Origin of the sequence: Methanosarcina sp. WH1, assembly GCF_000970005.1 — an archaeon.
Taxonomy (GTDB): Archaea; Halobacteriota; Methanosarcinia; order Methanosarcinales; family Methanosarcinaceae; genus Methanosarcina.
In genome coordinates, this window is sequence record NZ_CP009504.1 from 2575913 (window position 1) to 2589814 (window position 13902).

9 protein-coding genes are annotated in these 13902 nt (G+C 39.6%); 8 read left to right on the forward strand and 1 reads right to left on the reverse strand.

All coding sequences use genetic code 11. The features are described from left to right. Positions 1-820: 820 nt before the first annotated feature. Both MSWH1_RS18375 and MSWH1_RS11315 read left to right on the forward strand, forming a co-directional pair. Positions 821-2011, forward strand: coding sequence for an ISH3 family transposase (locus MSWH1_RS18375; protein WP_082088035.1), 1191 nt, complete (start codon positions 821-823; stop codon positions 2009-2011). 268 nt (positions 2012-2279) lie between these two features. After that, positions 2280-3455 (forward strand): metal-dependent hydrolase, encoded by a 1176-nt coding sequence (locus MSWH1_RS11315; RefSeq protein WP_048128600.1) that lies wholly within the window; start codon positions 2280-2282, stop codon positions 3453-3455. Between the two features lie 224 nt (positions 3456-3679). On the opposite strand, the gene MSWH1_RS11320 is transcribed toward MSWH1_RS11315, so the two are convergent. Continuing rightward, on the reverse strand, positions 3680-4291 hold the full coding sequence (locus MSWH1_RS11320; protein WP_048128602.1) for a superoxide dismutase: 612 nt from the start codon (positions 4289-4291) through the stop codon (positions 3680-3682). Between the two features lie 447 nt (positions 4292-4738). Here MSWH1_RS11320 and MSWH1_RS11325 point away from each other — a divergent pair, with 447 nt between their 5' ends. The 6 genes from MSWH1_RS11325 to MSWH1_RS11350 all read left to right on the forward strand — a co-directional run bounded on the left by MSWH1_RS11325 (position 4739) and on the right by MSWH1_RS11350 (position 13764). Beyond that, positions 4739-5791: a metal-dependent hydrolase gene (locus MSWH1_RS11325; protein ID WP_048128605.1), complete on the forward strand. Its 1053-nt coding sequence runs from the start codon at positions 4739-4741 to the stop codon at positions 5789-5791. Between the two features lie 362 nt (positions 5792-6153). Continuing rightward, positions 6154-7437 (forward strand): RNA-guided endonuclease IscB, encoded by a 1284-nt coding sequence (iscB, locus tag MSWH1_RS11330; protein WP_048128607.1) that lies wholly within the window; start codon positions 6154-6156, stop codon positions 7435-7437. Positions 7438-8194: 757 nt separating this feature from the next. Continuing rightward, positions 8195-8506 carry a nucleotidyltransferase family protein gene (locus MSWH1_RS11335; RefSeq protein WP_048128610.1) on the forward strand — a complete coding sequence of 104 codons (312 nt, stop codon included), beginning with the start codon at positions 8195-8197 and terminating at the stop codon, positions 8504-8506. Continuing rightward, complete coding sequence (locus tag MSWH1_RS11340) at positions 8503-8850, forward strand: DUF86 domain-containing protein (protein WP_048128612.1); 348 nt, start codon at positions 8503-8505, stop codon at positions 8848-8850. The genes MSWH1_RS11335 and MSWH1_RS11340 overlap by 4 nt, the downstream gene beginning before the upstream one ends. Before the next feature lie 398 nt (positions 8851-9248). Continuing rightward, positions 9249-9710: an IS200/IS605 family transposase gene (gene tnpA, locus MSWH1_RS18380; RefSeq protein WP_082088120.1), complete on the forward strand. Its 462-nt coding sequence runs from the start codon at positions 9249-9251 to the stop codon at positions 9708-9710. A gap of 535 nt (positions 9711-10245) precedes the next feature. Next, positions 10246-13764: a hypothetical protein gene (locus MSWH1_RS11350; RefSeq protein ID WP_048128616.1), complete on the forward strand. Its 3519-nt coding sequence runs from the start codon at positions 10246-10248 to the stop codon at positions 13762-13764. The last annotated feature ends 138 nt before the right edge of the window (positions 13765-13902 follow it).

A 13902-nucleotide genomic window follows, 5' to 3' on the forward strand; every position in this document is an offset into this window, starting at 1 on the left:
TGTTGATAACCAGGGCAAATATGCATCTGACGAAGAGAATTAAGATCAATCCAACTGAAGAAAAGGCATGAAATGCCTCTTTGGGAAAGAACTATGAAATGTAATTTTGGAAACGTTATTGATAGAGATAGAAATAGTGCTATCAACATCATGAAGCGATTCTTATCACAAAATGCTTTGCGGACAGGTTATCAGAGGTTTTCTGATAATCTTCGACAAAACAGGATTACAGATGGATACTTGCATTATGCAAATATCCAGGTGACGTAACCACTCGAAGGAAGCTCCGTCCTCACTTTCATCAGAAAGTAGGGCGGGGTAGTTTACCAATTATGATTATCCTGCATACCGGAAGGGACGAAAAACCCTATCCTTTCAATGCAGGTTTTGAAGGCCTTTCCTCTGCTTTTGATCCGGAACAATGGATAATTCATCTCAGTGACCTGAGAGAGCACTATCCGTCTCGTCAACTTAATCGACTCTGTTTATATTTAAAAAAATAGTAGTTTATTCAATTTTTGGGTGTTCCTTAATTATCAGGAGGAGCAGCATAAATAAGGTATAAATTCTGTTTTGTTTTTTTTCGATGTGCACGATATAATTATCTATTTATTTATATAATAAGATATATATGCAGGGTGGAGACACTATAGAGCTAGAACTTATCAAGCTAGAGTTCTTCACGATCATGGTTTCCAGAATCTAATTCATTAAAACAGTAGTTCCGAATAACCCAAGTTCCGAATGCTGAATTTGGCAGTCATCAAATATTTATGATTTACCGAAAAAAAGATCTAATGAACCATGGAATTCGTTTGTGATGCCAACCAAAAACGACTCCATGGCCATAGATACAGCCAGCTTGATGGCTGTATCCTCTGAATTGTTTCGCAAATATGATATAATAACTTTGCCAGAATCTGCAAATTATGAATGTCAGGACATTTTAAACGTGTTATTACATGCCTCAACATTTTCTACAAACTCTCTTGAATCTGCAAGTAATGACCTCAAAAGCAAAAATCCTGACTTAAGAATCCCCTCAGCAGATACTATTTTCAATTACATCAAAGACAATAATATTGAAGATACTCTTTCTGCTTTCAGAAAAATGAATTTTGAGATTTTCAAGATGATGAAACTTGAAAACACTGTTCATGACATAGCTATTGATTTTCATGATGTTCCATTTTATGGAGACAAAAATACTCCCGGAATTAGGGGCATAAAACCAAAGAATGGCAGTTCGTGGGGTAAATCGTTTTGTACCCTGGATATAATTGGAACTTCTCACTTGACACTTGACGTAATCGACATTAATAGTTTGAACAAGAATTATTCTCTATTCATCGAATCTTTATTCGAAAGACTTAAGGCAATAGGTGTAAAAACAGGGACATCATACCTTGACAAGGAATTTTGTAATAGAGCTGTGATTTCAAAATTAGATGAACTTAAAGTCAATTTTGTTATAGCAGCTAAATCAAATCAGGTTATCAATAGAGAACTTAAAAATCATCAAAAAGAATGGGGAAATACTTCAGTAATTTTTGAATATCAATTTAAGCAAGGAGGACCTTCCTTCAATATTGTGGCAATATATGATGATAAAAAGGAAAAGTACATCCTGTTTGCTACAAACAAAGAGGCAGAATCAACTGAGAAATTTGAAAAGACAATTCCTGAAGAATACCGAAAAAGATGGAACATAGAAACTGGCTATAGAGTGAAAAACGACTTCAAGATACGAACATGTACAAAATCACCAGTAGCAAGAGTATTGTTCTTTGTTATTCAATGCATCATGTACAATGTTCTAAATATGCTAAAGTCAGTTATCGAAATTACAGCTTATGAGCTAAAATCATTAATAAATGAAGACATAAACAAAGCTGTTAGATATGGGCTAAAATCGCTGAATTTTATTCCAGTTAAGGTGTTACTGGAATGTTTGAGATGGTTTAATGAAGAACGAAATCGAGTGCTACGCACTCGATTAACTACAATATAACTTGTATTGAATTAAAAATTGCTAACTTAATAGCTTATGCTATAAAATCACTCGATAAAAAATTATTTTTTGAGAACTGTTAGTGGAAATTATAGATTAAGAATTTTAAACTCTAACCAGTAATAGAAAATATTTTGAAAATGAGTGGGTAAAAAGTAAAATCAATATGTTTTTGTCATTCGGAAGTAAGCCTGATCGGAACTACTGTAAAAATACATCGTTAATGAACACACCGTTAATGGCACAGATATAAATTCATGGTAGATTTATGGTAAATACAATATCTCATATTGGAATCGGTCTGCTTCTTGCCTATGCCCTTGGCTTAAAAGGGAGGAAGAGGCTTTGTCTGGTTCTGCTTTCTATAATCCCTGACCTGGATTATTTCACCTATTCGATCTTTACACTCATTAGCGGAGGCGTAAGCCACGAGGCGCGAAACCAGCTTTTCTATTTGCTGGGACACAGGGAGTTTATGCATTCGGTTTTTTTCGCTTTTATTATCGCACTTCTGATCTGGCTTAAAACTAAAGACAGGGCTTTTACATTTGGAGGGTTTCAGGCTGTTTTCCTGCACATCCTCCTGGATTACACTACGATCGCGAAAATGCGACCCTTCTATCCGTTCAGCACAAACGAGTCCGCCCTTAGAGCCATTTATCCCTTTGATCCCGTGATAAATGTCCTTCCTCTGCTGCCTGTCTTCATTGTGGCTGCGGAATATATAAAGAACAGGGGCAAACGGAGTCTTGAAACCAGGGATAAATGGAATGTTAAAAGCAAGGGAAGATGGTCTTTCGAAGGCAAGGACAGCTGGAGCAATAAAAACAGAGACATATTGAATAGAAAATTAAACGGGCTAAGAAAATTAAACGGGCTAAACAGGTTCCATGGTTTTGTAAACAGGAATGAGGGCAAATTCTATGCCTCTTTTATTATAATCCTCCTTGTCTGGACCACAGTGTTCCCTGTTGCAAAAGTCCTCCTTACGGACAGCATCTCCAGAGCAGAAGGGACCGAGATCAGTTACAACGACACTTACCCGATATCGATCGGCAAATTCCTGGCAGCATATTCGTATGATGATACCCGGTATAAACTCCTGGAAGTCAACTACTGGTCAGGAGTTAAAAAAAGTTTTTACGTTGAGAAGGTAACTGTGACCGGGGATATCCCGGACGCTTTTGCCTACGCCGAAAGAGCCGGGAAACTCTACAGTAATTCAGTGCCTCAGGCGATCGACTATCCTGTTTATTCGGTTTCGGAAAAAGGAGGGACTGTAACCGTAATTTTTAGCGATGCCAGAAACCCTTATGTTAAAAATTGGCCTTATTTTGATACGGTTTACAGGTTTGTTTTTGACAGGGAAAGCGGAAAATACGAGGTATATGAGAGCCACTACGGGAGAGCGGAAAAGAAGCTTGACAAGAACTATTTCGAGTGATTCCGAGAACAATATTCCCGGGAATAAAATATAAGGAAAAAAGATTCCAGAAATAAGATCAAGGGAAACAAAAACCCTTCCAAGAAAAATAGTATCATTTCCGATTACATCTCATCCAAAAAAGTGTAATCGGAATAACACAACCATGCTTAAACAACATAATTATGCTGAAAAATGCTGAAAGATAATTTTTTGATTATTATGTCCAAAAATATCTTTTCGATTTATTTCTGTGTCTTTTTAAAGTATTTGTCAATCTCTTCCCAGTCGACAATGTTCCAGAACCCTTCTATGAATTTGCTCCTATCATTCTTGTAATCAATATAGTAGGCGTGTTCCCAGACATCCAGGTCCATAAGGATCGGGAAATCAGGCACAAGATTTACATTATGCTTTTCTATCTGCATGATCCCGAGTCTTTTAGTATCATTACAGAAAGTTAAGGCTGCCCAACCAGAACCTTCGACACTTGATGCGACCTGGGAAAATTCCTTTTTAAACCTTTCAAAACTTCCGAAATCATCCTTAATCACATCAGCTAATTCGCCAACAGGCTCTTTGCTTGCATTGCTTGCAGGAGTCATCTCCCACCAGAAATAATCGTGAAGAACGTGCCCACCCAGATTGAAAGACAGGGCTTTTGCAGTTGTCTTATAATCAAAATCCGTGCCTTCTTTTCTGGCTTTATCCATCATTTCCAGAAGGGCGTTAGTGTTGTTTACATAGCCCTGATGGTGTTTGTCGTGGTGTATGCGCAGCTGTTCTTCGGAAATATAAGGTGCCAGGTCTGCGTAGCCATACTTCAACGGTGGTAATTTATACAACTCTTTAGCCATATTATCTCCCTTTTGAATCAACTGGCTTCACAAAATTCTCTCTGGGAATCTTCTTAACTGTAAGCCTGTAAGTTCACCTGTAAGGCTATATCTTTCAGTTCAAGAATGTTCCGTTTACAAATTCTGCTAACCAATTTCCCCCTTAACTGTATTAACAGAAATATATCTATCAAAATACTCTGTCGCGAAACAATCTGCATTTTAAAATACTCCGCTTTGTTTCACGTCAGATACATATCGAATTGCCATCTGACAATTCTAAGTGTAAAATATAATTATACATCAAACCTATTTAAAGGTAAAAGACGAAAACTATGAGATATTTTTGAAAAAATTTATTCACGGTTTCACCAAAATGTTTCTCCAAATAAGTTTCACCAAATAAGTTTCACCAGATAATTGTGCTTTATCAAAAGTAAAAGGAAAATTTATTCAGGGACAAAACAAATGGTAAACACACTCTCCCATCTGGGAGTTGGCCTTCTGATCGCTCTGGCTCTCGGATATAAAGGAAAAAAGCGGAACATCCTGGCATTTCTGGCAATCCTGCCGGACCTGGATTTCATCCCATACATATTCTTTGCCCTCGTCAGCGACAGCGTAAGCCATGAGACCAGAAACCAGCTTTTTTACCTGCTGGGTCACAGGGAGTTTATGCACTCCATCCTTTTCATCCTGCTTGTAACGTTTTTCACCTGGCTTATAATAAAAGACCTCAGGTTCACAGCCGCCGGGTTTGCAGCTATTTTTCTCCACAGCTACCTTGATTATACCACCAGCTGGAAAATGCGCCCCCTCTACCCGTTCAACACCGAGACTTCAATCATGGGAGCCGTCTACTTCTTCGACCCGCTGGCAAATCTTCTTCCCCTGGTGCCCGTCTTTATTTTACTTGTAGCATACATGAAAAGCCGTGGAAAATGGACAGGAAAGTTCAGTAACTTCTGTACTTTTGTCACCGAAAACCGGAGCAAATTTTATACCACCCTTCTAGTTGTGCTTCTGGTCTGGATTACAGTGCTGCCTGTAGCTAAAATTTGTCTCGTGAATAATATTTCCGACACAGAGGGTACAAAAATCAGCTACCAGAAAACCTACCCATCCTCCCCCGGAAAGTTCCTTACCGCATATTCCTATAACTCCACCTACTACAAGATAATGGAAGTCAGCTACTGGTCAGGGATCGAAAGAAGCGATTATATCGAAAAAATAAATGTGACCGGCGACGTCCCCGATACCTCCGCCTACGCCGAAAGAGCCGAAAAACTCTACCTGACAGGTGTCCCTCAGGAAGTCGATTATCCTGTTTATTCGGTTTCGGAAGAAAACGGCTCGGTAACTGTCATGCTGAGCGATGCCAGGAATCCCTATGTTGGGATGTGGGCATATTTTAGAACGGTTTACAGGTTTATTTTTGATACGGAGAGCGGGGATTATGTGGCATATGCAAGCATGCAGGGGGAAAAGGAGGAGAAATTGGGGGATAACTGGTTTGGGTGAGGGTACATGGAAAAAATAAGTAATCTGTGGGTATTTATACGTTTCATTATAGTCAATTACCCCTCCCTAAAACCTTCACCTAACGGCTCAGGTTTTTGAGGAAGGAGCTTGTTTAACAAGCCCTGGTTGACCAGATCACCGATTAGGAGCAATGGAAAATCGGTAAACGATAGGAAAGAAATAGTTACCCTTGAATGCCGCCTCAGTTTAAGGCTCTAAGGATGCCGGTTAAACAGTCCTGAGAGGTAGGGACAGTGCTTGCATCGTTAAACCTTTCCATATCAGATCGAGAGGAAGACGGATTCCGGAATTGACTCCACAATTCGGATACGTATAACCCTATTCAATAGGAGCAATTACAAATGTTTGTATTTGTACTTAGCAAAGGTGGAAACCCGCTAATGCCCACGAAACCGGCAAAAGCGAGGATCTTGCTCAAAACAGGAAAGGCAAAAGTGGTCCGAACCACGCCCTTCACAATCAAGTTACTTTTCGAAAGCAGTAGCTATACTCAACCTGTAATTGCAGGGATGGATACCGGCTCTAAGGTAGTGGGCTGTGCAGCCATTGCTAACGGAAAAGTGTTGTATCAGTCCGAAATTCACCTTAGAGAAAATGTTTCTAAAAAGATGGACCAACGGAAGATGTACCGGAGAAACAGAAGAGGTAGAAAAACAAGGTATAGACCTGCAAGATTTGCTAACCGGGGAAATTCAAGGAGAGAAGGAAGATTGGCTCCTTCCATCAAAAGCAAACTTGAAGCTCATTTCCGGGAAAAAAGGTTTGTGGAATCCCTGCTTCCTGTAACCGGGTGGAAGGTAGAGCTTGCTTCCTTTGATATTCACAAAATAACAAATCCGGAGGTTTCCGGGGTTGGGTATCAGGAAGGGGACCTTAAAGGCTTCTACAATGTCAAAGCTTACGTTCTGGATCGGGACGGCTACACCTGCCAGCATTGCATGGGAAAGTCAAAGGATTTCCGGCTACATTGCCATCACATTGTTTTCAGGTCACAGAAGGGATCAGATGCTCCGGAAAACCTGATAACACTCTGTGAAACCTGTCACAAAGCCCTGCACAATGGAGAATTCAAGCTTTCAGGGAAAAAGTCAAAAACAAAACATGCAACTGAAATAGGGATCCTTAAATCCCAAATCCGGAAATCCGGCTGGAATTTTGCAGAGACTTTCGGGTACGAAACAAAGTACAGGAGAGAGCAGGTCTTGAAGTTGTTAAAAACACATTACTTTGATGCTGTTGCTATCTGTTGCAGGGACGATCAGAAAGTAGAGGTAGAAGATTCGGTTTTTCTAAAAAGAAACGTTCCTGCGGGAGATTATCAGCAGCGGAGAGGGAAGAGGTCAGAGAAGAAAATGCCTACCGGAAAGCTGTTTGGGTTCAGGAAATTCGATCAGGTAAAAACGGAAAAAGGGATCGGGTTCATTCGTGGCAAACGGTCATCCGGGTATTTTTCAATATCAGATATATTCGGAAACAAAATTTCAGATAGTGTTAATGTTAAGAAAAAATGCAGGAGACTGAGTGCGAGGAGTACAACATTAGTTCAGATTGTACAGATGACGCATTCCTCCCCCACCTGCCATTTCCGGCAAGCCAGAAATGTCGAGGAAGGGGTCTCCTGCTGAGGTAAGATGAATAATGAAAGGTTTTGATGCAAAAACGATCATCATAATGAAAGGTAGTTAAATGAATTCCATTTCTGCAGCTGATTAAAATAACTGTATTTTTATTTTTCTCATGCGTGCTCCTCTCGATCATCCCCCACGAACCTTTTGAACTCCCCGAGTTCCGCTTCGGGATCACAGAAAATTAAAGATTTTCTGGGAGTTGCACTGAAAGTACAACAGCAAGGGGTCCTTTTCACTCAATTCGTTCGCTCAAGAGGACTGGTTTAATTGGTTTTTCATGATTTTTGAAGCGAAAACCGGAATTTTTTCAGAGGAGGAGAAAGTGGAGGGGCGGCTTTTTATCGATCTGGATCTCGTTTATGAGGATTAAAATAACTTTATGTTTATTTTTAGTGCAGTGCTCTCCTGAGCTCGATTCCTGAAATATTTTCACCCTGGTCGCTGTATAGTTCCGTCCCTCTTACCTATCTTTTTTATAACAATCAGTCTTAACTCTCTGGAACTTCCTTGCAGTTCGCATAGATTCAGCACTTTTTTAATTCGTACCTATTTTGCACAGAATGTTGAGCAACAGAAAAAGCATATAGGCGTGAAGCTTGATATTGTATAAGTGGAATCGTTTATTAAAGATACAATCATTAAAATTCAACTAATAGTTGAAACAATACGCTGAGATCTACAGTACCGATGGTTTAGATCGTCAATTCAAATTTGACTGTGCATTTGACTAATAAAAATAAGGGATATGGGTGTCATGGTACACGAAAAAACCCACATGGACGTTGATAAGATCCGGCTTTTTATTCTGGAAAGAAAAGCTGAAATAAAAAGGGAATTCAAGGCAGAAGTGATAGGCATTTTCGGCTCTTACGCCCGTGGCGAGGAAAATGAGAAAAGTGATATTGATGTTCTGGTGAGATTTGGGGAAGGAGCAACCCTTTTACATCTTACGGGGCTTGGATTTTATCTTGAGGACCTTTTCGGAGTTTCAGTCGACGTTGTCTCTGAACGAGCACTTCACCCGATGATGCGGGATGATGTATTGAAGGAACTGGTGCTTGTATGAGGTCCCCAATTCTTTATCTTTCCGAAATGCTCTCGGCTTCCATAACTGTAAAAAGTTTCATAGAGGAAATGGACAAAGATGCTTTTCTGAAAGATGAGAAGACCAAAAGTGCAGTAGTCCGCCAGTTAGAGATCATAGGCGAGGCTGCAAAAGCCATTCCTGCCGACATAAGGTCTTTAGCTCCTGAACTCGACTGGCGAAGTATAGCAGGTATGCGAGACCGCATGATTCATGCCTATTTTAATGTAGATTATAACCTTGTCTGGGATACCGTAGTAAACGATGTCCCGGTGTTTGAACAAACTATTGAAAGATTAATTGGGGAGCTGGATTCCAGTAACTGAGGATTTTTGAAGAGGAGGGGAAAGTGGAACATACGGCTTTTTCTCGATCTGAAGATTACGTTCGGTGAACTAAAATAACTTCTTTTTTATTTCTCGCAGGCGGGAGCCTCCCGCTCATCCTCCACGAACCTTTTGAAGTAGAGTTACGGTTCTGCAGTGTGCTGTCCGTTTTTCTCACTTCGTTCACTCAAGTGAATTAAAATAACTGTGTTTTTATTACTATGGGAGTGCAGAGGGTCACGAATACCCTGACCTTCAGGTCGGGGATGAAGTGAACCCTCGCTGGCTGTTTTGTATTCGCTTAAACTGTATCAATCATCGTTTTTTTGTAAAATGAGGTTTTTTGACACCATAGCCACAGGTGGTTCCAGCTACCTATGGCTAGGATGTGATAAGCGTTGGAATTGCGCAGTTTTAGCCATGGCTATGGTCAGATTACCTACCACATCGTGTTGGTGCCTAAGTATCGATACAAGATATTCTACAATAAACGAGTTAAAAAGGATTGCGAGTCTATATTCCACAATATTTGCACAGAGAAAGGCTACAAAATCCATGCTCTGGAAGTTGTAGATAATCATGTTCACCTGTTCCTGGAATTCCACCCAAGCACCTCTCTATCAGAGGTGGTTCAATACTTGAAAGGAGGTAGTTCTTACAGATTGTTCAAGCTTCATCCTGAACTGAGAACACGATATTGGGGTGGAAGTCTATGGTCAAGTGGTAAATTCTATCGATCCGTTGGAAATGTAACCGCTGACACAATCAAGCACTACATTAAGGAGTCGCAGGGAAAACCGAAAACAGAGGTTCAATCATATAGATTAAAGTCTAGGCAACGGAAAATTGACGATTTCTAAGTACCAGAATAACCGGGCGGGCGGCCCATCAGCATACCCCATCCTTTAGGTTGGGGTGGCCGCACGCAATTTGATTTTTAGTCTTGGAAAATTCAACACAGAAAAGTGATCATTAGCGGCTTAATGACAGCTACCTCTATGCCCCTCGTATACTGAAAGAGGAGAGGCTCTGTACCTGACCGGCGTCCCTCAGGAAGTCGATTATCCTGTTTACAACGTCTGGGAGGGAAATGGCTCGGTAACTGTCATGCTGAGCGATGCGAGAAATCCCTTGGGATGTGGGCATATTTTAAAACGGTTTACAGGTTTGTTTTTGATACGGAGAGCGGGGATTATGTGGCATATGCGAGCATGCATGAGGAAAAGGAGGAGAAATTGGGGGATAACTGGTTTGGGTGAGGTTTAGGAGTAGCTTAAATCCCATTTAAAAAATAATCTTTTTTAAGCTTGTTGTGCTATAATTTTCGTTTAGAGGTTCTTCCATCTGTCAAATGATTTGACAAAATTTAAAACGAGTTAGCACATATCGCATTACATGGATAAAGAAGCCTTTCTGCATCAATTGGAATCCTCTGCAGCAAATAAGGACAATAAATTGTTTGCTAAAACCATTTATGATCTTCCTGCTGATGTAATAGTTGGCTTTACCAAAGAAGAATTTTCGCGAATTATTTACATTTCCCATCATTTTAGCTCACAGAAAATGGACAGATTATTTAATTTTCTTGAGAATAAAGGATTCTCTTACCTAGAAAACGCTTTAAAGGGAATCGATGAACTCAATAATTCTCTTTTCAGTAAATTCTATTACAGTTTATATGTTTCTCTTTCCGGAAACAATATAGAAAATGTCAAGCGCGTATTAGTTAATAATGCCATTGCATGCGGCAAACTTGCAGAGATGGGCATTGATAGCAGGGAAAATCTTGAAACCGCTGTCAGTCTTTGCGGCGATGCCAAGAAAATATTATCCAAAACCAGTGCATCTTACGCTCGTGCATTGATGAATGAGGGTAATGCTAGACAAAGACTTGCTGAAATGGATGTTGACAGCAGGAAAAATCTTGAAACTACTATCAGTCTTTACGGCGATGTCAGGGATATTTTATCCAAAACAAGCACACCTTACGCTCTTGCATTGATGAACGAGGGTAATACTAGACAAAGACTTGCTAAAATGGGCATTGACAGCAGGGAAAATCTTGAAACTACTATCAGTCTTTACGGCAATGTTCGGCAAATTATATCCAAAACAAACGCAGATTACGCTCGTGCGTTGATGAACGAGGGTAATTCAAGACAAACACTTGCAGAAATGGGCATTGACAGCATAGATAATCTTGAAACTGCTATCAGTTTTTATGGCGATGCCAGAGATATTTTATCCAAAACAAGTGCACCTTACGCTCGTACGTTGATGAATGAGGGTAATGCAAGAAAAATACTTGCAGATATGGGCATTGACAACAGGGAAAATATTGAAACTGCTGTCAGTCTTTACGGTAATGCTCGGCAAATATTATCCAAAACAAGCGCAGATTACGCTGGTGTGTTGATAAACGAGGGTAATGCTAGACAAAGACTTGCTGAAATGGGCATTGACAGCAGGGGAAATCTTGAAACTACGGTCAGTCTTTACGGCGATGCTAGGGATATTTTATCCAAAACAAGCGTAAATTACGCTCTTGCGTTGGTGAACGAGAGTAATGCTCGAAGAACACTTGCTGAAATGGGCATTGACAGCAGGGAAAATCTTGGAACTGCTATTAGTCTTTGCGGAAATTCTCGGCAAATTTTATCCAAAACAAGTGTAGATTACGCTCGTGCGTTAGTGAACGAGAGCAATGCAAGACAAAGACTTGCTGAAATGGGCATTGATAACAGGGAAAATCTTGGAACTGCCGTCAGTCTTTACGGTAATGCTCGGCAAATATTATCCAAAACAAGCGCAGATTACGCTGGTGTGTTGATAAACGAGGGTAATGCTAGACAAAGACTTGCTGAAATGGGCATTGACAGCAGGATAAATCTTGGAACTGCTGTTAGTCTTTACGGTGATGCCAGGGATATTTTATCCAAAAAAAGCGAATTTTACGCTCGTGCGTTGATAAACGAGGTTAATGCGAGACAAACACTTGCTGAAATGGGCATTGACAGCAGGGAAAATCTTGGAACTGCCGTCAGTCTTTGCGGTAATGCTCGGCAAATATTATCCAAAACAAGTGCAGATTACGCTCTTTCATTGATGAATGAGGGTAATGCAAGAAAAACACTTGCTGAAATGGGCATTGACAGCAGGATAAATCTTGAAAAAGCGGTCGGTCTTTCCGGTGACGCTCAGAAAATATTCCCCAAAGCAAGCGCAGATTACGCTCGTGCGTTGATGAATGAGGGTAATGCAAGAAAAACACTTGCTGGAATGGGTGTTGACAGCAGGTCAAATCTTGAAAAAGCGGTCGGTCTTTACGGTGAGGCTCAGAAAATATTCCCCAAAGCAAGCGCAGATTACGCTCGTGCGTTGATGAATGAGGGTAATGCAAGACAAACACTTGCTGAAATGGGTGTTGACAGCAAGGATAACTTTGAAAGATCAAAGGAATTGTATTTGCAAAGCATTTCAATTCTTGAAGAATTAGGAGACGGATGGACATATTCCATTGCTTTATTGAATTTGAATAGTCTGCTGAAAGAAATGTTCAACAGAACCGGGGAAAAAAAACATCTTGAAGAATGGGAGAAATATCTCGGAGATGTTGAAGAAAAAATCGTAAGTAGAGACATCAGGTATAAAGAAATTGTACTGGCAAGAATTCATGAAATACGTGCCAGTTTACTTGAGTTTGAAGGCAAGTCTGGAATAAATAAGGCATCTCGCGAATATGGTGAAGCTTATAAACTATCAAAAGATCCTTTTTATAATTTTATGGACGAATTCTGTCAGGCGAGAACTGACAACAAATCTTTTTGTGAGCTTGTGTTAGATTGGAGAGAAAAAGAGAAAGAAGACATCCTTCTTGACTATTATGATTACGCTGTCTTTGAATGTCACCTAGAAAATGCTTTGAAAAAAAGTATCGTTAGAAAAAATGAATTGGAACTGGCGAGAAGAAAACTTGAGGAAATAGGTAATCGCACACAGATCAAAATCATAAAGGATAGAGTTTCAGCATATGTTTTTTTGATAAATTCTCTGGATTTCTGTTTTGAGCAAGGGTCATATGAAGACGCGGCAGAAAATGTTCTAAAAGCCTACAATATTTTCCTTGAATTTGATGACAAACAAGGTTGTGAAATGTGCGAATGCTTCAATGAAGCACTTCTCGAAAACCAAAATCCAGAATCTTGGAGAAATGTTATCCAAAAAATATTAGTTAGTGGAGAATTTGCCTCTAATTTTTATAGGTTACTCTGTAACTATTCGGATAGGAAGAGAACAAGTATTTTGCAAGATTTACCACTTCAAATTCTTAAAAACACGACAGAAATTAAAGAAACGTTAAATGATCTTCAAAAAATGTTAGATCAAATAAGATTAGAATGTATCTCAATAAAAGATCAAATTGGAAAAGGATTCAAAGGTACAGATGATGAACTTAAACAGATAAAAGAAAAAATCGATAATTCTCAACAGAGCCTTGAATATCTGGTACAAGTTTCAAATAAAGTGGATGGAAAAGAAGGAGAATGTATTAGGGAATTTGCGTCACAGATGCTTGAGATTATGAAAAAAGGAGATTCTGAAGCTTTAACGCGTTTCAGTGAAAAGATTGTTCAAAATAGTTCCTCTATTACAGAAATCATAGAAGCAGCAGAGATCCCTGAAAAGGAGAAAGCAGAAGCAAAATCTAAACTCGCTGATCTCAAAAAGATACCAGGAATCTTAAAAGAAAAAATTAAATCCTTCAGTGCAGATGTCACAAAAGATGTAGTAGTAAGTTTGACTTCTGGTGAAATTATTAAGTTGCTTACTCCAGTGCTATCAACCGCAATATTTGGTGTACCTATACCTTCTCAGGTTGTGGGGATACTTCTCGAAGCGATAAAAAACTCGTGAATTTATTAAATTTCGGATCCCTTTTTAGTTTCAGAATCTTCTTTTTTTGTATTTTTGTGGACTCGGCCGCCTGCTCCGCAGTCGTATGGCTGCCCTGTTTTTAAAAAGCATCGAAACTCAAACCAACCCTGAATTCCG